At 51.8% G+C, this 17,856-nt stretch carries 19 protein-coding genes; 1 reads left to right on the forward strand and 18 read right to left on the reverse strand.

What is annotated here, in order from left to right; translation table 11 throughout:
- The coding region (locus NP590_RS06665; RefSeq protein WP_256601525.1) for a hypothetical protein at nt 1–266 on the forward strand (266 nt) is incomplete at its 5' end.
- A gap of 67 nt (nt 267–333) precedes the next feature.
- On the opposite strand, the gene NP590_RS06670 is transcribed toward NP590_RS06665, so the two are convergent.
- From NP590_RS06670 to NP590_RS06755, 18 genes are all read right to left on the reverse strand, one after another.
- Nucleotides 334–534 carry a hypothetical protein gene (locus NP590_RS06670; protein ID WP_256601526.1) on the reverse strand — a complete coding sequence of 67 codons (201 nt, stop codon included), beginning with the start codon at nt 532–534 and terminating at the stop codon, nt 334–336.
- Between the two features lie 42 nt (nt 535–576).
- Nucleotides 577–969: a PIN domain-containing protein gene (locus tag NP590_RS06675; RefSeq protein ID WP_256601527.1), complete on the reverse strand. Its 393-nt coding sequence runs from the start codon at nt 967–969 to the stop codon at nt 577–579.
- 21 nt (nt 970–990) lie between these two features.
- Entirely contained in the window at nt 991–3,600 is a 2,610-nt protein-coding gene (gene alaS, locus NP590_RS06680; RefSeq protein ID WP_256601529.1) for an alanine--tRNA ligase, read from the reverse strand.
- Between the two features lie 25 nt (nt 3,601–3,625).
- Nucleotides 3,626–4,018, reverse strand: a complete 393-nt coding sequence (locus NP590_RS06685; protein WP_256601530.1) for a type II toxin-antitoxin system VapC family toxin — start codon at nt 4,016–4,018, stop codon at nt 3,626–3,628.
- Between the two features lie 5 nt (nt 4,019–4,023).
- The gene (locus NP590_RS06690) at nt 4,024–4,284 is read right to left on the reverse strand and encodes a hypothetical protein (protein WP_256601531.1); all 261 of its coding nucleotides are present in this window, start codon (nt 4,282–4,284) and stop codon (nt 4,024–4,026) included.
- Nucleotides 4,285–4,315: 31 nt separating this feature from the next.
- A complete protein-coding gene (locus NP590_RS06695) occupies nt 4,316–4,549 on the reverse strand; it encodes a HepT-like ribonuclease domain-containing protein (protein ID WP_256601532.1) in 234 nt (77 codons plus the stop codon).
- Nucleotides 4,539–4,850, reverse strand: coding sequence for a nucleotidyltransferase family protein (locus tag NP590_RS06700; protein WP_256601533.1), 312 nt, complete (start codon nt 4,848–4,850; stop codon nt 4,539–4,541). Before NP590_RS06700 ends, NP590_RS06695 begins: the two co-directional genes overlap by 11 nt.
- 397 nt (nt 4,851–5,247) lie before the next feature.
- Nucleotides 5,248–5,460 carry a hypothetical protein gene (locus NP590_RS06705; RefSeq protein WP_256601534.1) on the reverse strand — a complete coding sequence of 71 codons (213 nt, stop codon included), beginning with the start codon at nt 5,458–5,460 and terminating at the stop codon, nt 5,248–5,250.
- A gap of 2 nt (nt 5,461–5,462) precedes the next feature.
- Nucleotides 5,463–5,933 carry a regulatory protein RecX gene (locus NP590_RS06710; protein WP_371927262.1) on the reverse strand — a complete coding sequence of 157 codons (471 nt, stop codon included), beginning with the start codon at nt 5,931–5,933 and terminating at the stop codon, nt 5,463–5,465.
- On the reverse strand, nt 5,917–6,972 hold the full coding sequence (gene recA / locus NP590_RS06715; protein WP_256601536.1) for a recombinase RecA: 1,056 nt from the start codon (nt 6,970–6,972) through the stop codon (nt 5,917–5,919). Before recA ends, NP590_RS06710 begins: the two co-directional genes overlap by 17 nt.
- Before the next feature lie 107 nt (nt 6,973–7,079).
- Nucleotides 7,080–7,592 (reverse strand): hypothetical protein, encoded by a 513-nt coding sequence (locus tag NP590_RS06720; protein WP_256601537.1) that lies wholly within the window; start codon nt 7,590–7,592, stop codon nt 7,080–7,082.
- A 31-nt stretch (nt 7,593–7,623) separates the two neighbouring features.
- Nucleotides 7,624–8,088, reverse strand: coding sequence for an SRPBCC family protein (locus NP590_RS06725; protein ID WP_256601538.1), 465 nt, complete (start codon nt 8,086–8,088; stop codon nt 7,624–7,626).
- A gap of 76 nt (nt 8,089–8,164) precedes the next feature.
- Entirely contained in the window at nt 8,165–9,766 is a 1,602-nt protein-coding gene (locus NP590_RS06730) for an ABC transporter ATP-binding protein (protein ID WP_256601539.1), read from the reverse strand.
- Nucleotides 9,766–12,345 carry a S8 family peptidase gene (locus tag NP590_RS06735; protein WP_256601540.1) on the reverse strand — a complete coding sequence of 860 codons (2,580 nt, stop codon included), beginning with the start codon at nt 12,343–12,345 and terminating at the stop codon, nt 9,766–9,768. The genes NP590_RS06730 and NP590_RS06735 overlap by 1 nt, the downstream gene beginning before the upstream one ends.
- Nucleotides 12,345–13,316: an AAA family ATPase gene (locus NP590_RS06740; protein WP_256601541.1), complete on the reverse strand. Its 972-nt coding sequence runs from the start codon at nt 13,314–13,316 to the stop codon at nt 12,345–12,347. The genes NP590_RS06735 and NP590_RS06740 overlap by 1 nt, the downstream gene beginning before the upstream one ends.
- Nucleotides 13,317–13,362: 46 nt before the next feature.
- A complete protein-coding gene (locus NP590_RS06745; protein ID WP_256601542.1) occupies nt 13,363–14,703 on the reverse strand; it encodes an ABC transporter permease in 1,341 nt (446 codons plus the stop codon).
- Nucleotides 14,703–15,680 (reverse strand): ABC transporter permease, encoded by a 978-nt coding sequence (locus NP590_RS06750; protein WP_256601543.1) that lies wholly within the window; start codon nt 15,678–15,680, stop codon nt 14,703–14,705. The genes NP590_RS06745 and NP590_RS06750 overlap by 1 nt, the downstream gene beginning before the upstream one ends.
- Nucleotides 15,677–17,830, reverse strand: a complete 2,154-nt coding sequence (locus NP590_RS06755) for an ABC transporter substrate-binding protein (protein ID WP_371927263.1) — start codon at nt 17,828–17,830, stop codon at nt 15,677–15,679. The genes NP590_RS06750 and NP590_RS06755 overlap by 4 nt, the downstream gene beginning before the upstream one ends.
- Between the last annotated feature and the right edge of the window lie 26 nt (nt 17,831–17,856).

Consider the following 17,856-nt stretch of genomic DNA (forward strand, 5'->3'; position numbering starts at 1 on the left):
TTAAGTTAAATCCTTATTCTCAAAATATTAAGTTAAAAGCTAAGGCTGTAGGCTGGGTAGAGCAACTCGAAACCCAACAAAAAATCGTCAAGCTGGGTTTCATTTCACTCAACCCAACCTACAAAGCTTGTCGTAACTCAACCAGGTTTTCTCCTGGCAGATTTGTCTTTAGATACTTTCTTTTGGCAACGCACAAATTCGTCAGGAGCGAATTTGAACAGCCAAAGGCTGGCCCGAAGGGTGAAAGCCAAGGATGGCTTTCATAGCAGAAAGTATCTCGCTTGTCGGTGCGAGAACCGACTTCAAAACAGCCCGTCGTCATGACGAGACAAATTATTCAGCCTTTTCCCAAGCCCTCTGCGCCTGTTCCGACAAAGTTTCCACCGACTCCCCAATCCAAAGCTGCGTTTGCCACTCGGTATAATCAAACTTATCGCGTTTTATCAACATAATAAAGCGCTCGGCATCGACCATCCCAAGCGACGAAAATATGGATTCAAAGCCGCTGCTAATAATTTCACTATCTGTTCTCATGAATCGACCTCTTCCTGTATAAACGTCAAAGGATTAACCACTTTAAGTCCGGCGAGTTTGCAAGCAACTCTTTAATTGTTTATCTGTCGTTACAAAATAATCCGCTTCAACTGAAATGGCGCATGCATAATGCAAGGCATCTTTTGCATGCAATCCAAGAGATTGATAATGTTTGGCTTTGTCAATAATCTCTGCTGAAGCGGAAACTAAAAGGCTGGCATTAGCCTTCCATTTTCTGATTTCGCGTTTATGGTTGGGATACGGGTTTTGATCGTTTTCGAATTGCAAAATATAAGACCAAATCAACCGATATTTGCCATTTAAAATATTTTCCTGAATATAAAGTTTTGCCTGGGTCTCCAGGAAAATGTTGGCATGCGATTGATCATCGTAAGGTCGATTAAAACAGCAGTTATCCAGATATACCAACATCATCAACTCACAGTTTTGTGTCGCCTAATTCAACCGCTCCTTCACCCACTCCGGCACTGCCTGTAACGCGGCAGCCAAATTGGTGGGATCATTCCCGCCGGCCTGCGCCATATCCGGCCGGCCGCCGCCTTTGCCGCCGACTTGAGTGGCAACGAAATTCACCAGTTCGCCGGCCTTGACCCTATCCATGGTGTCCTTGGAAACGCTGGCGATCAGGCTGACTTTATCGCCGCTGACCACCGCCAGCACCAAGGCCGCCGTGCCGAGTTTGTTTTTGAGTTGATCAGCCAAATCGCGCAGGGCTTTGGGGTCGACATCATCCAGCTTCACGGCCAACACTTTGACGCCGTTAACATCTACGGCTTGACCGGTCATTTCATCGCCGGCCGAACTGGCCAGCTTGGCTTGCAATTTTTCCAGCTCTTTTTCCAACGTGCGGTTTTTTTCCAGCAATTGCTGGACTTTATCGGCGGCTTTATCCGGCGAGGTTTTCAACAGGCCGGCTATGCTTTGCAGGGATTTCTCGTGCTGAAGTATCCAGTCCAGCGCGGCTTTGCCGGTGACGGCTTCCAGCCGGCGCACACCCGCCGCCACCCCTGTTTCGCCGACGATTTTGAACAAGCCGATGTCGCCTGCCCGGTCCACGTGAGTACCGCCGCACAACTCGGTGGAAAATTCGCCAATTTTCAGCACTCTCACTTCGTCGCCGTATTTTTCGCCGAATAGTGCCATAGCGCCGGCCTTCATGGCATCTTCCTTGGCCATCACTTCGGCTGCCACCGGGTTGTTCAAGCGAATTTGTGCGTTGACCATGTCTTCAATGATGGCGATTTCCGCCGCCGTCATCGGCTCGAAATGCGAGAAGTCGAAACGCAAGCGCTCGGCATTGACTTGCGAACCCTTCTGCGCCACATGCTCGCCCAGCGTGGTGCGCAAGGCCGCGTGCAACAAGTGAGTGGCGGAATGGTTGCGTTCGGTGGCTTTGCGGGTTTCCGCGTCGACGCTGACTTCGCAGGCCTGACCACTGACTAGCGTGCCCTGCAACACTTTGCCTTTATGCAGAAACAGTTTGCCGCCTTGTTTTTGGGTGTCGTGCACTTCAAACACCGCGCCGCCGCATTCGATCAGACCGGTATCGCCGACCTGACCGCCGGACTCGGCGTAAAACGGGGTTTGATCCAGAATCACCACCCCTTCGTCGCCGGCTTCCAGACTTTCCACAGGCTGACCTTTTTTATACAAGCCGATGATTTCCACCGAACCATTCAAGGTGTAATAGCCGGTGAATTCGGTGTCGCTGTCGTGTTTGATGTCCTGATCGTAATCGGCCGCGAAGCTGCCGCCGGCACGGGCACGGTCGCGCTGGGCGCTCATTTCCACTTCGAAACCGTGGTGGTCGACGCTGAGATTGTGTTCGCGGGCGAAATCGGCGGTCAAATCCACCGGAAAGCCGTAGGTATCGTACAACTGAAACACCACGTCGCCGGGTATCACGTGGCCGTCCAGTTTGGCTACGCAGGCTTCCAGAATTTTCATGCCTTGTTCCAGGGTTTCGGCGAAACGCTCTTCTTCCTTTTTCAATACCCGCTCGACTTGTTCCTGGGCCTTGGCCAGTTCCGGATAGGCTGTACCCATCTCGGCCACCAATGGCGCCACCAACTGGTAGAAGAACACTTCCCGGATGCCCAAACGGTAACCGTGGCGAATGGCGCGACGAATGATGCGGCGCAACACATAGCCACGGCCTTCATTGGACGGCAATACGCCGTCCGCCACCATAAAGGCACAGGAACGAATATGGTCGGCGATCACCCGCAAGGAGCTGTTGTTTAAATCGCTGGTGCCCGCCAATTTGGCGGCCATTTTCAGCAGGCTTTGGAACAAATCGATTTCGTAGTTGCTATGCACACCCTGCAACACGGCGGCAATCCGTTCCAAGCCCATGCCGGTATCCACAGATGGCGCCGGCAGCGGCGTCAGGTTGCCATCCTTGTCGCGGTCGTATTGCATAAACACCAGATTCCAGACTTCGATATAACGGTCGCCGTCTTCATCCGGGCTGCCTGGAGGGCCACCGGCAACATGTTCGCCGTGGTCGTAAAAAATCTCGGTGCAAGGGCCGCAGGGACCGACATCGCCCATCGACCAGAAATTATCCTTGGCACCGATGCGGGAAAAACGGGCCGGGTCGATTTTGACGTCTTCCAGCCAGATGGCTTCGGCCTCCGAGTCTTCATTGAATACCGTCACCCACAGCCGCTCGGCCGGTATGCCGAGTTCCTTGGTCAAAAAGTCCCAGGCGTAATGAATGGCTTCTTTTTTGAAATAATCGCCGAAACTGAAGTTGCCCAACATTTCGAAGAAGGTATGGTGGCGGGCCGTGTAACCGACATTTTCCAGGTCGTTATGCTTGCCGCCGGCCCGCACGCAGCGTTGACTGGTGGCGGCGCGTGTAAAATCGAGCTTTTCGCGACCTAAAAACACATCCTTGAATTGCACCATGCCGGCGTTGGTGAACAGCAAGGTAGGATCGTTGCCCGGCACTAAAGAGCTGGAAGGACGCACGGCATGGCCGTGTTGGCGGAAAAATTCCAAAAAGGCGGCCCGCAATTCGGCGCTGGTCATTTTTTTCATGGTGGTTATGTCGGTTGATTTAATTTCAATAATCGCGGCCGATCAGCCGGCCTTGTAATTCAAGATAAGTCGGAAACACCTTATCAAAACTCAATAGTTGCGCATCCTCAATTAACGCGGTGGCAATAATCAAACGATCTTGCGGATCTTTATGCTGCTCTGGCAAAGCCACGGCCAAACTGGCGATTTGCGGGGTAACCGGCAAGAATTTGACACATTCGGAGTCAATCACATCTTCAAGCCATTCCGCGAATTCGCAGCCCAAATCGATTCGGCCATGCCGAACCAGCCACGCCATCTCGAAAACGGAAATGGTAGAAACCGCTACTTCATCGGCCTGTTCAATTAAATCGACAATACCGGACGACAAACGCCCCGGTATCTGATTAATCCACCAATGCCAAATATGTGTATCCAATACGATCAATCGGTCAATCCCCAGTCTTCGGCGGACAGCGTGTTGATGACGTCGCCCTGCTCTTTCACTCGACCCGCGAATTGCGCGGGTGGCCTGCGTTTTCTGATCGGCGTAGCGAGTTGATCTTCATCCAGCAATGACACCGTAACTAGGATGCGGTGGTGTTGCAAATGTTTCGGAATAACAATTGCTTCCGGTGCATCGTCATACACTTGCCTAAATTGCGAAGTCGACGGCATAAGTTCATTTGAAAAATGAGCAGTCATTTTACTTATCTCGTTGGTTGGTATTTTTTGTTCAACGCCTACGGACTTCGCTTTCCTCCGAATACGCTTCGCTATTCGGAGCTACGAGTTCTATTTTGCACAACTGATTTAAAGCTTCGCCAATAATCTCAAACTGGCGCTCCACGGCAGAACGTAATAAACGATCCGATCTATAGTCCGCAACCGTTTTACCGGCAACAAATTCCAGAATCGCTTCAGCAGCGAAATGGGCATCCCAGAGAAAGACTCGAGGATCACGCTGCATAAACCAACTCGCGACTTTGTTCGATACTGGCGAGCAAATAAGGGTTTTGCAACGCGGCAGTTTCCGCCAAATCCACATGTCGGCCAATCAGTTGCTCCAACTCTTGCTGTAGTGCAAAAAACACCTGTAACGAAGACCTCTGACCGTCTTCAGCAAATTCGACCAAAAAGTCTGCGTCGCTATATTCCAAATCGAAGTCAACGGCACGCGCAGCCGAACCGAATACCTCCAGACGCTTCACCCGATAGTGTCTGCATAGGTCGACAATTGCGGATTTATTTTGCTGAATTAACGGGTGCATGGTTAATTTTTGGCCTTGATTTATTTGAGCAGGACTTAGGCTTAAAAACTTCTCCGAATATGCTTCGCTATTCGGAGCTACAAGTTCTACAAATGTACGGAGTAGCCGATTAGATGCCGACGCAAGCAAGCGTATCTGCCACAATTAACGCCCAACCAATTTGTCATATTCCGCATGGCTACCTATCCAAACCCACAAAAAACCATCCGGCACTTGAACCGCCAGGGCACGATAGCCAATACCAATTCGAGCCGACCATACCTTACCCGCTTTTTTAAACTGCAATGAAGGATGACTTGGATCGGTTTTTACAATTCAAAATTTTTGTCAGCCAAACGTTGGATTTCAATTGGCAATTGGTCGTAACTCTTCCAAAACGCCGATGATGCATGATGCTTCAAAGCTCGCGTGCCTTGCCTGACTGATACTCAGTTAACGCATTGTTGATTAAAACATCCAGCTTGCCTTCCGACTCATCCGTTTCGATCTTTTGATCCCAACGTCTTTGCTCGAACTCAACAAACCAATCACGTAACTTTGCAAATGCTGCGTTATCCAACGCCGCAATACGTTGTTCCAACAGTTCCACTTCATTTAAGGTATTAGCCATAATCACCTCACGAATTTAATCTTCAACTCCGCAAACAAGCGTTTGATCATCTCGCCACTAAACCCGCGTTGTTGCAGGAAACGGCTGCGCTTCAGCCACTCGTTTTGCGTTAAAGCTGTTTCCTCACCATATTTGTTGTAGTACACATCCATCAGCAAATTCTGCCAACCGCCCTGCTCGTCGGCTTGTTCATCCAAATCAGTTTCGTTGATGCCGCGTTGTTGCAACTCGTATTTTATCCGTGCCGGACCGTAGCCGCCGGCAATCCGCTGCCGGATGTAAGATTCCGCGTAACGCGCTTCGCTTTGCCAGTTTTGCGCGGCCATATCGGCGATAACCGGCTCTACTTCATGGCGCTCAAATCCGCGCAGCGCCAGCTTATCCAGCAATTCCTTTCGGCTATGCTCGCGTCTGGCTAATAAACGCAGACAAGTCGCTTCGATTTGTTGCCGGCGCTCAGTCGCCGTCGACAAACTCGACGTCTGCTTCCGCATCGGGCGCGACCGGCGGCAATGTTGCCAACTTGGCAAAGGCTTTTTCGCGGATGGCTTTTTCCAGGTCGGCGGCCTTGTCCGGATTGTCCTTTAGAAACTGCTTGGCGTTGTCCTTGCCCTGACCGATTTTGTCGTTGTTGTAGCTGTACCAGGAACCGGATTTTTGCACAAAGCCGAATTCCACCCCCAAATCCACCAGTTCGCCGAAGAAGGACACCCCTTCGCCGTACAGAATCTCGAAATCGGCCTGTTTGAACGGCGGCGCGACTTTGTTTTTAACGACTTTGACGCGGGTTTCGTTGCCTATCACCTCATCGCCTTTTTTGATGGCGCCGATACGGCGAATATCCAGCCTAACCGAGGCATAAAACTTCAGCGCATTACCGCCGGTGGTGGTTTCCGGGTTGCCGAACATCACACCGATTTTCATCCGCAATTGGTTGATGAAAATTACCAATGTGTTGGAACGCTTGATATTGGCGGTGAGTTTGCGCAAGGCTTGCGACATCAGTCGCGCTTGCAGGCCCATGTGCGAGTCGCCCATGTCGCCTTCGATTTCGGCTTTCGGCGTCAGTGCCGCTACCGAGTCCACCACCACGATGTCCACCGCGCCGGAACGTACCAGCATGTCGGTGATTTCCAGTGCCTGTTCGCCGGTATCCGGCTGCGACACCAGCAAATCGTCGATGTTGACGCCGATTTTTTCCGCATAAACCGGATCCAAGGCATGCTCGGCATCCACAAACGCCGCCGTGCCACCGAGTTTTTGCATTTGGGCAATGGTTTGCAGCGTTAAAGTGGTTTTACCGGAAGATTCCGGCCCGTAAATTTCAATGATGCGCCCACGCGGCAAGCCGCCCACGCCCAGGGCAATGTCCAACGAAAGCGAGCCGGTGGAAACGACCTCGATATCGCGGGATGCGGCGACATCGCCCATGCGCATTACCGAGCCCTTGCCGAACTGTTTTTCGATCTGCATCAAGGCAGCGCCCAAAGCCTTTTTCTTGTTCTCGTCCATTTTGATCCCCACACAATCCGCGACTGATTAAAGCCGTGCATTATCACACAGATAGCCGCCCGTGAAACAGTATCCATGCGCCGCCGCCGCCGCTGATTCGCTGAATTTCACTCGCTGTCGACGATTTCCAGGCAACGTTGAAAAGTGCCGCGTACGATGAACAAGGTCATCACTATCGGATACAACAAATAGTGGTCCGGCATGGCCAGACCGACCAGCACCCCCACGGCCAAGGCACAGGTATCGAAACGCGACAAATATTGCTGCAAATAACGCAAGGCATCCCGCGATTCGCTGTCGAAACGGGGCGCTTTGTTGATGAAGGCCAGCAACATCCAGCCACTCAACAAGGCGTAATAGATGGGAAACACATGAAACATCGGCGAACCCTTGCTGAACATAGGTTCCCAGTAGCCGTACCAAGCCCACAAAACGCCGCAGGAAAAGCCGTCCTGCCAGACATAGCTCGGCAGCTTTTTGCCGCAACCGCCCAACAGGAACAGTCCGGCCAGACAGGCACCGGCCAACCAAACCGGTTCGTCATTCAGAAAAGGCAAATACAGACTCTGGGTTTGCACCAGCGTCGTCAAGACGATACAGAAAACGATGAAAATTGGCATGAGCTAGACCGGTTTGGACAAAAGCCTTAATTTACACGTCCACGCCCCATTTAGCATCTAAACAGGCTTGCCGGGTATCGAAAATTTCTTGCAGTTTTTTTCGTATCAGCAGACTGTGCATCATCCGCCCGAACCAGCCATACGGCATCGCATAAAACACAATGTCTTCCATGACGATATGCCCCTGCCGTTGGGACAGACGCACTTCGTGGCTCCAGAACTTAAACGGACCGACCGCTTGTTGGTAGACGAAACGATGCGGTTCCTCGCAGTGGCTGATTTCGGACAGCCAGGGCATGGGCCAGCCGAACACGGCTTGCATGCGGTAAGCGATCATCAAGCCGGCGTGGATTTTTGCCGGGACTCTTGAAGTGATTTCTACAGTGAAAAAGTCCGGCGTTATCTGATTCAGGTATTGCGGCGACGAGAAAAAATCCCAGGCTTCCGGCAACGTAAGATTCAATGCCTGTCGACGATAAAGTTGATAAAGATTCATGCGCATTCACCCGGAACAGACGGATTCTCCATGCACTCAATCTACCGTAAAAAATGATTTTTACCCGTCGTTGCGCTTATCCGGCCCGCAGTTTGGGTACGGCCGCCAGCAAGGTTTTGGTGTAAGAGTGGCTTGGCCGTAGCAAAACCTGCTCAACCAAACCGCGTTCGACGATCTTGCCCCGGTACATCACCGCCACCTCGTCGGCCATTTCCGCCACCACGCCGAAACTGTGGGTAATCAGCAAATAGCTCAAACCTTGCCGGGCTTGCAGATTCTTCAATAGCGCGATGATTTGCGCCTGCACGGAAACGTCCAACGCGCTGGTCGGCTCGTCGCAAATGATCAGCTTGGGCTCCACCGCCAAAGCGCGGGCGATACAGATGCGCTGGCGTTGGCCGCCGGAAAATTCGTGCGGATAACGCAAGGCCGCGTCGGCCGGTAAATCGACTTGTTTAAGCAAATCGGCCACACGGTTTTGTTTTTCCTCCCGGCTGCCGCCGGGCCGCAACGACACAAGCCCCTCGGCGATAATATCGCCCACCAGCATCCTGGGGTTCATGGCCGAGAACGGATCCTGGAACACGATCTGCATTTCGGCGCGTTGTTTACGCAGGGCTTCGCCGCTTAATTGGCTTAAATCCTCTCCGTCGAACAATACCCGTCCGGCATGAGACGGAATCAGATTCAGCAAGCCCTTGCCCATGCTGGTCTTGCCGCAGCCGGATTCGCCGACCAGAGCCAGCGTTGTGCCGGCCCGCAGTTCGAAATCCACCCCGTCCACCGCCTTGACATGGCCGACCACGCGCTTGAACACGCCTTTGCGGATAGGGTAATAAACCTTGAAATCCTCGACTTTTAGCAACGCCGGCTTAGCCTCGGCTTGCTTGCCCAGACAACTTTCGATCTTCGGCAGCGCCGCCAACAATTTCAAACTGTAGGGGTGTCTGGCTTGGCGGAAAAATTCGCCGGTCTCGGCCGTTTCGACGATTTTGCCGTTTTGCATCACCGCGATGCGGTCGGCGATATTGGATACCAGCGCCAAATCGTGACTGATCAGCCACAAGGCCATGCCGGTCTGCTGCTGCAGATTTTTCAGCAAGTCCAGAATCTGCGCCTGTATGGTCACATCCAGCGCCGTGGTCGGCTCGTCGGCGATCAACAAATCCGGCTGGCCGGCCAAGGCGATGGCAATCATCACCCGCTGGCGTTGGCCACCGGACAGTTGATGCGGGTACTCGTTGACGCGGCGCTCGGGCTCCGGTATTTCCACTTGTTTGAGTAACTCCAAAACCCTTTGCCTGATTTGCTTTTGGGTTAGCTGAAAATGCAGCTGCAATACTTCGGCAATTTGCGCCCCGATGGTCATGACCGGATTCAGCGACGACATCGGGTCTTGAAAAATCAAACCGATGCGGCGGCCGCGCAGTTTGCAGAATTCTATTTCCGGAATTTTAAGCAAATCCTGGTCTTGCAGGGTAATCGATTGCGCCCGCATGCGCGCGGCATTCGGCAATAGCCGCAGCACCGACAATGCGGTGATGGACTTGCCCGATCCGGATTCGCCGACCAGGGCAAAGGTTTCGCCGGGGTGGATTTCGAAGCTGATGTCGTCGACGACTTTGGTTTGGCCGAAGGTAACGGTGAGGTTGGTAACGGTTAAAAGCGATTGCGGCATTAGCGTTGTTCAATCTTGATTTGGGTTTGAATACGACTGCGAATTTCCTGGTAAATCGGAATAGAGATACCTTCTTTAACTTCCATGGTGACTGCAAGCGCATAGGGAATCTGCTCGTCCAGCTTATCAACTGCATCGGAATTGCATTGCACAGGAATGACCAATTCGTCGCCATCCTGATAATAAGATACCTTACTGCTTTCCAATATTTCGTGTTGAACGGTACCACGCCTGACCTGATTCCATTCTGCCTCTTGTCTGCTCAATCCAAGCAAATCGGTATTTTTTGGGGCTTCAAAAAACAGTTTGGCTTGGCGCAAATAGCGATGGTTAGGATTGATTGGCGTGAACCAGGCCAGAGTAATCGTTAAACGCCGCCATTGTTTGGAGTTTGCCAAGGAAGGCGGGAGCGGAAAACGGTATTCGTGGACTTGTTTCTCGCCAATATGCCCACAGCCGATAACTGTCGCGCGTTGTTCCGTACAAGCCAGAACCCTTGAGATATTGGCGTTGCCGTAACCAATAAATTTGCTGGCATAACTTTTAAATTGTCGAGAGTTGGCGGGTGTCTTTAGATGTTGATCCAATGCCTCTTCGGCACCTTCTCTGGAGGCGCTATGCACTAGTAAGGCTTTGATTAGAACGGCAATTTGGTTTTCCTGTATGGCACCGGCCGTTTGCTGCCTAAGGGTATCGATGACTTCATAGATCTTGGCACCAGCACGGGAGGCCAATGCCGTGGCGTTACTGCTACCGCGTGTGTAACTCGAAGCCGATTGATCGCCTGGCTGGCCTTCAACGGCTACTTTTTGCCCGGGTGACAAAATAGATTCAGAAAGCTTAAAAGAGCTGCCAATAGGTGGAGTATTAAATAATTGCTGGCCACCAGGCAATAAAATGTCAGGTTTAATAGACCGTCGAAAACCATGGCCTAAGCAGTTTGTGGGACTAAATAATTTCGTTTCCGGAAGAATATCTACTCGTCTTGCCCAATATGAAATAGTTGAACTGTCACTATGGCTGGCCCCTACCGTAATGGAATTTAGCGATTCGGCAGGAGAAATAATCCGACGATGACGGGCCGTCTCGTTGATTTTAGTCAACGTTATTTGAGTTTTTTCCGCATCGCTCAAGCAATTGAACTCGTCCTCGGAAACGCCGAGATCGATCGACTCATTGATATTGCCGGTACTGACGCAAAATAGCACTTTATATTTCCACGACAGCCAATCCAACAATTTCGCACAAGGACTCAGCGTATGAATAAACATCCGGGATGGGTCGCCAAAGGACAGATTAATGATCTTTACCGTATCGGCTTGGGCCGGAACATCCCCTTCGCCTTCGAACATACGACGGACGGCACGTTCGATACGATCTTCATAAAAAACCTCATCCGGTACATGTTCAACCCGATTTTTCGCATGCGGGTTGGGTTGCATAATAGGACGAAAATAAACCGGTCTCGTTAACGGAAGTTCGTTAGCATCCAACTCACCGTGTATGACCAACGAAGCCATTGCAGTGCCATGTTTTCTGTTGCCGGGCTGATACTCGTTTTCCAGTTCGTCAGCATCGTCCAAAATTAACCGGTCTTTTAACCAGGTATGTTGGCTGAACGGTACGCCGTCTAAAATTGCAACTATCGGATCGCCTCTGACTGGATATTCCGGCGCTGCTTCTATTGGAGCCGTTTCATCGGGCGAGCTGGTCAACGATTGTCCGGTTGGGCGAAAAAACATAATCGACGGCAGCTTCAATAAATTGATGTCCAACTCGTTTCTATCAATCTTTTCGACTATCGATTGAATGCTATTTCTGGTTAATTGGGCTTTTGCCGCATGAAAGCCGATCTCTGGGTACTCAAGAAATGGACTGATTAACTGTCCGGATAATTCTTTCAATAAAGTTTTAAAAACAGCCTCATTTTGCTTTCTGGTCTGTCTGTCCCTACGGTAAAAGAACTCTACTTGGAAATTGATGAGTTGGTGTGCGGTGTCCTCGTACTCCAAATCTTCGCGCCAAATATCGAGAACACCGGTTTCTATTAATTGCTCTTGTATCCCCCAGCGCCGAATAACCTTGATTTGGGAGAATACGTCTCTCCATTTGGCTTTACCTGGAGGTAAATCGTTTGTTTTTTGCCATTGATTCCAAAGGGCTAGCAATTCGGACAAACCTTGTTGGTTGGTCATGGCAAGATACAACCGACCTTCAACAAGCTTATCGGTTTTCTGTTGTTTGCTGTCTTTGTTGAAAAAATACTCATCCGGCTCGAATTCCTCGTCCCATTCGGCCAGCCATTCCAGCCCGGGTGTATTGGCAATTGCGCGTTGAAAGTCCTCTAGGCGTCCAGCCGTTTCAATCACCAACACCATTTCAGGTTCAATTCCGGCAATTGAAGCAGACAATATCGCCTGATCAGCTCGAAATTGTTTCTCCAGAGTTTCAAACTGCGGCGTTAACCGTGAAATTTGTACTTGCTTTGCCAGTGCATTTAGTGGTGGGAAACCAGCTCTTCCCTTTGGAGGATCAACAATTTTTGCTTGGGGGAAAATCAATAACGGTAATTCGGCCATTACTCCATTCCTTGTGGTTTAGGCTTATATCGGCTTTGCCATTGATGCAATACAGCCGTGGTGATGTTTTTGGCATTATCGGTTTGTTTACTTAATATTGCTCGTCTGACAATCGTCAGACAGACCTCTTCAATTTCGGAAAAGTTTGTCCCCAACATTTTCTTAGCCATTGTTTCGGCGGCTAAGCCGAACTTGACCGATGTCTTTTGTTCCATCGCGGCAATGAATAAAGTGATTTTATCCCGTGAAGGAAGGGGCAGTTCAACTCTCACCTGGAAGCGTCGCCACACGGCTTTGTCCAACAGTTCCGGGTGATTACTGGCGGCGATCACCACCACATAATCCGGCAAATCGTCCAATTGCAGTAGTAATGAGCTCACTACGCGCTTGATTTCACCTGTTTCATGGGTATCGCCGCGCTCTTTGCCTATTGTTTCAAACTCATCCAAAAACAAAACGCAACGTTGAGTTTTTACGTAATCGATGATTTGTTTCAACCGGCTGGCGGTCTCACCCAGGTAGCTGCCAATTAACGTATCGTAGCGAATGGAAACCAGGGGGTACATTAATTCGGTTGCTATCGCTTCGGCCAAACTGGTTTTGCCATTGCCGGGAGGACCGACCAGTAGAATTCGATTTCGGGCTGACAAGCTATAGGCGTGCAACAATTCGGAACGGTGCTGTTCTTCGATTAAATCATTAATTTGTTCCCGTGCCAGATCCGGAACAAAAACTGTCGATAACAATCGTTTTGGCGTTACTTCGTAAACCAAGTCATTTTGTTTTTGCGATGCAATAGAACGCTGCGGCACCAATTCAGTGCCGAAAGAATTTTGCAGCCGGTCGGCTAGAATCCGATGCCCTTTATCGCGCTCATCGGCAATCAAAGATTCAGCCGCTTTACGAAACGCAACTTGATCACCTCTGCTACCTGAGCGAATTAGGCTAACCAATACATCAGCTCTAGCCATAAATGGAATTCCTAAGTCTCATTGCTTAACTTAAAACAAGTTCTTATTATACATTCGCCCTCCGTGGGTCAAACGCATCCCTAACACTATCGGCGAACAAATTCGCTGCCAATACCAGCGCGAACATGAACGCGAAGGCCGCCGCCAAAGACCACCACACCACGGGCTCTCTGGCCATTTCCAGGCGGGCGCTGTTGATCATGTTGCCCCAACTGTGGGTGGTGGGATCGACACCGATGTTGATGTAGGACAGTACCGCCTCGGCCAGTACCAATGAGCTGAAATCCAGCACCACGGCGATCAAGACGATGTGCATGACGTTGGGCAGGATGTGGCGGAACAGAATCATGGCCGGCTTGACACCCAAAGCCTGGGCAGCCAGCACGTATTCCATTTCGCGCAGCTTGAGGGTTTCGGCGCGCAACAAGCGGCACAAGCCGGTCCAACTGGTCACACCCAAAATCAGGCACAAAAACAGCAGGCGCATGTCGGCCCGCACTAGCAAACTGTTGAAGTTTTCCGGATGGTTGGCCATGTAGACCTGCACCATCAGAATCGAGGCGGCAATCAGCAACACGCTGGGGATGGAATTCAGAGTGGTGTAGATAAACTGGATCAGGTCGTCTACCCAGCCCTTGAAAAAACCGGCCATGATACCGAACACGATAGCCAGCGGCAGCATCACCAGCGTGGTCAGCGAACCGATCACCAAACCGGTACGTATGCTTTTTAAGGCCTGATAAAACACGTCTTCGCCGACTTTGTCGGTACCGAGCACGTGGTAATACGCCGATAGGGAAAACAAGGTATAACAACCGCTCACCACCAAAAACAAGGTGGCCCAGACCGCCTTGCTGCTGGACGTTCGCCATAATGCCCGCCGCCGCTCATGCTGATCGCCCCAGGCCAGCAATAACACCATCAACATCAGACCGGCACCCCTGCTAAATCCGCTAAAGGTCTTATCGAACACGTCGCCGACCCATTCCGTTTCTGGATCGGCCAGATGGGCGCCGCCGTATTGCAGACGCGGGTAATCCCAACGAGTGGAGCCGTCTGGAGCGGGTATGCTTTCCTTGGCATAGCCATGCGCCGCAAACGGCGCGGAATAGGTTTTCTCGCCGTGCTTGCGCATGGTGTCGCAGGCTACATCCAGCAGGCTGACGGCCTCGTTACCGCGGCTGTCGCCAGCCTGGAAATGTATCGAGTCGGCCAAGCCGATCAGCGCGAAACACAACAACAAAGTCAACGAGGCCATCGCTACCGGGTTGGCGGCAATTTTTTTTAACGGCCGGCGCATATGTTGCTGGCGGCTTAGATAGCAGACCAAGCCCGCGCTGGCCAAAACCAACAGATAAATCAGCCCGTCGGTCCATAACACGATCATCAGCTCAACCTCACGCGCGGATCGACCAGGGTGTAGGAAATATCGGTCAACAGCAGGCCGGCGATATATAGCACGGAGCCCAGAAACACCATGGCCCGCACGATGGAGAAATCCTGCCGGTTGATGGCATCGATGGTGTAACTGCCCAAACCGGGGATGCTGAAAAACGACTCCATGATCAAGCTACCCATGAACAACAGCGGCAAAACCACCACCACGCCGGTCAGAATGGGAATCATGGCGTTTTTCAGCACATGCTTGAACAGCACCTGGGTTTCGCTGAGGCCTTTGGCGCGGGCGGTGCGGACATAGTCCCGTTCCACTTCCTCCAAAAACAAGCTGCGATACCAACGCACGCCGGAACCGATACCGGCCACCACACTGATAATCACCGGCAAAATCAGAAACTTGATTGCCGCCCAGCCATCGTCGTAACCGGAAATAGGCACCAGTTTCAACAACTTGCCGATCAAAAACTGGCCGCCGATGATGTAAAACAAAGACGACACCGACATCAGCATCACCAGCAACACACTGCTACCCAGCTCTACATAGGTATTGCGGAATAACACCACCAACAGAGCCAGGGTAATGTTGACCGACAAACCGACGATCAGGGACGGCAAGGCCAGCGCCAGACTGGGCCACATGCGCTGGCGTATGTCGCTGCCTATATTCCGGCCGCTATCCGAGAGACCGAAATCGAACAAAAACAGGTTGATCGATTTTTGATAAAAAATGGTTTCGCTCAGCTGTTTGCCACCGGTCTGTTCGGCATTCCACAGCAAGGGCAAATCGTAGCCGTGTTGATGCTTCCAATTTTGGATGGCTTGCTCGGTGACCCGCTTTTGACCCAACTGCATGCGGGCCATGTCGTCCGGGCTGTTGACCACGAAGAACAATACAAAGGTCAGCACATTGACCGCAAGCAGCAACGGCAAGGCATAAAGAATGCGGCGTATGACATAACTCATCATGATTGCGTCTCCTGTTGCCGGCGCCGGTAAGCCTTAACCGCCGGTAAAAACGCCACGGCCAACAACACAAAACCCAACAACAACGGCCAGAATTCAGCCTGGTTCCACTCCTGGCGCTTTTGTTCGCGCAAGTCGGTATCGACACGGCTGTATTTCAGACGGTTATTGATCATGCGGGCCGGTTTCAAGTTTTGGTACCAACTGTGCAGCAGGGCGAAATCCTTGGGGTAGTAGCCGAACAGCCACGGCGCATCGCGGCGCAAAATGTCTTGCATGCGGTCGATGATGATTTGCCGTTCCGGGCCGTTGTCCATGTTGCGCATTTTTTCGAACAGGCGGTCGAATTCCGGGTTGGCGTAATTGCCGGCATTTTCGCCGCCCTGCCCGACCTTGGAATTGGGGCCGTACAACAGGAAGAAAAAGTTTTCCGGATCGGGATAATCGGCATTCCAGCCCCAGACGAAAATCTGCGCCGCGCCGGTACGCATTTTTTCCTGAAAACGGTTGTAATCGGTACCGCGTATCACCAGTTGGATGCCGAGCTTTTCGAATTGTTTGCGGTACCAGTTCATCAAGGCCTTGTCGTCGCTGCCGGTGGCCGTGGTGTCGAAATACAGCAACAGGGCTTGACCGGTTTTTGGGTCGATACCGTTTGGGTAACCGGCTTCGGCCAGCAATTGTCTGGCTTTTTCGATGGCTTTACGCTGCGGCTTGCCGTTTAGCCAGTCGTAGACGACGGGATTGATGCCGGCCGCGCCGTCCCGGTACCCGAAGATACCCGGAGGCAGCGCGCCTTGCGCCGCCAAACCGCGGCCGTTGGCGAAAATGGCGATGAATTCCTCGTAATCGACCGCAATCGCAATGGCTTGCCGCAGTTTGCGGCTTGCCTCGCCAGCGCCGCCTAGCACCGGGTCCAGCATGTTAAATCCCATGTAAAAAATCGAGGTCGCCACCGAGGTATGCAGCTGAATCTGTTTATCCCGCATCATCGGCGTTAACAGCGGATCGCCGCTGCCGGAAAACTGCACGGCCTGATCGAAGCTGTCCGAGGCAATGCCGGAAGCATCGTAATAGCCCTGCAAAAATTTGGCCCAATAGGGAATGGTTTCCTTTTCCAAGGTGTACACCACCTTGTCGACAAACGGCAAGAGCTTACCGGCATCGTTCAGCAAGCCGGCTTCCTTATCGCCCGGATCGCCGTCGGTCGGGTAAAAATCGGCATGGTAATGGGGGTTTTTCGCCAACACCATGCGCCGGTTGGGATTGTTTTCTTTTAGCCAAAACGGCCCGGTACCGATCGGAAACCAGTCCAGGGTAATGTTTTTGTTTTTCAAGCCCGGCTGGTCATAAAACGCATCGGCCTCCCAAGGCATGGGGGCAAAAAACGGCATGGCCAGCCAATATTCAAACTGCGGATATTTGCCCTTGATACGGATGCGGTAGGCATGCTCGTTGACGGCTTCCACGCCGCGCAGGTTTTGGTTTTTCAAATCGGCGATGTCTACAGCTGCGGTTTGCCGGGTAAATTCGCTAAAACCGTCGATATAGCCGGCCATCAATTCGGCGATCGGCGACTGAATTTTTGCATAGGCCAGGCGCTTGATCTGGTAAACATAATCTTCGGCCGTCAAGCTTCGGCTCTGTTGCACCGGCAAGTCCGCCAGCGTGTCGATTGCCGCCAATTGCTCTTTGCTCAAGGCATGATACAGATACCGGCCGGGCTCGCTTTGACTGAAGGCGGGATGCGGTTGAAACTCGATGCCGGGTTTGATGCTTATCAGGTATTCGCTAAACGCCACTTCCGTGTCGCTGGCGGTCTCCGCCAGTGCGTTGCCTTGTTTGTCCAGATAGCGAACCTCGGGCATTTCGGCGGCCGTTAAGGGCTGCAATTGATAAGGGCGCTTCAGATAATGATATTGCAGCGGCGGTTCGTAAATTTGGCAGATAAAGCCGTATTCGTCGCTGCTGTATGCCACCGCCGGGTCCAGGTGTTTCGGCCGCTCGGCAAACGAGGAATACAGAATGGATTGGCCGTGGTCGGCCTCGGGATAAGGGTTGTTGAGCTGGGAAATGTCGCAGGCGGTCATTATAAAAACCGATAGCGTCAGCATTAGCGTGCGAACTTTGGGAAGCGACTGAGTGCTGGACATTATGCGAAGGCCTTGAAAACTTAACG

The organism is Methylomonas subterranea (genome assembly GCF_024505185.1).
Classification (GTDB): domain Bacteria; phylum Pseudomonadota; class Gammaproteobacteria; order Methylococcales; family Methylomonadaceae; genus Methylomonas; species Methylomonas subterranea.

Bases quoted from the DNA above. Each gene is read 5' to 3' on its own strand.
- NP590_RS06720 (WP_256601537.1), bottom strand. From the start codon at position 7,592: ATGCCAATTTTCATCGTTTTCTGTATCGTCTTGACGACGCTGGTGCAA.
- NP590_RS06675 (WP_256601527.1), bottom strand. From the start codon at position 969: ATGATGTTGGTATATCTGGATAACTGCTGTTTTAATCGACCTTACGAT.
- NP590_RS06750 (WP_256601543.1), bottom strand. From the start codon at position 15,680: ATGATGAGTTATGTCATACGCCGCATTCTTTATGCCTTGCCGTTGCTG.
- recA (WP_256601536.1), bottom strand. From the start codon at position 6,972: ATGGACGAGAACAAGAAAAAGGCTTTGGGCGCTGCCTTGATGCAGATC.
- NP590_RS06695 (WP_256601532.1), bottom strand. From the start codon at position 4,549: ATGCAGCGTGATCCTCGAGTCTTTCTCTGGGATGCCCATTTCGCTGCT.
- NP590_RS06670 (WP_256601526.1), bottom strand. From the start codon at position 534: ATGAGAACAGATAGTGAAATTATTAGCAGCGGCTTTGAATCCATATTT.
- NP590_RS06745 (WP_256601542.1), bottom strand. From the start codon at position 14,703: ATGATCGTGTTATGGACCGACGGGCTGATTTATCTGTTGGTTTTGGCC.
- NP590_RS06700 (WP_256601533.1), bottom strand. From the start codon at position 4,850: ATGCACCCGTTAATTCAGCAAAATAAATCCGCAATTGTCGACCTATGC.
- NP590_RS06725 (WP_256601538.1), bottom strand. From the start codon at position 8,088: ATGAATCTTTATCAACTTTATCGTCGACAGGCATTGAATCTTACGTTG.
- NP590_RS06705 (WP_256601534.1), bottom strand. From the start codon at position 5,460: ATGGCTAATACCTTAAATGAAGTGGAACTGTTGGAACAACGTATTGCG.
- NP590_RS06755 (WP_371927263.1), bottom strand. From the start codon at position 17,830: ATGTCCAGCACTCAGTCGCTTCCCAAAGTTCGCACGCTAATGCTGACG.
- alaS (WP_256601529.1), bottom strand. From the start codon at position 3,600: ATGAAAAAAATGACCAGCGCCGAATTGCGGGCCGCCTTTTTGGAATTT.
- NP590_RS06730 (WP_256601539.1), bottom strand. From the start codon at position 9,766: ATGCCGCAATCGCTTTTAACCGTTACCAACCTCACCGTTACCTTCGGC.
- NP590_RS06690 (WP_256601531.1), bottom strand. From the start codon at position 4,284: ATGACTGCTCATTTTTCAAATGAACTTATGCCGTCGACTTCGCAATTT.
- NP590_RS06735 (WP_256601540.1), bottom strand. From the start codon at position 12,345: ATGGCCGAATTACCGTTATTGATTTTCCCCCAAGCAAAAATTGTTGAT.
- NP590_RS06740 (WP_256601541.1), bottom strand. From the start codon at position 13,316: ATGGCTAGAGCTGATGTATTGGTTAGCCTAATTCGCTCAGGTAGCAGA.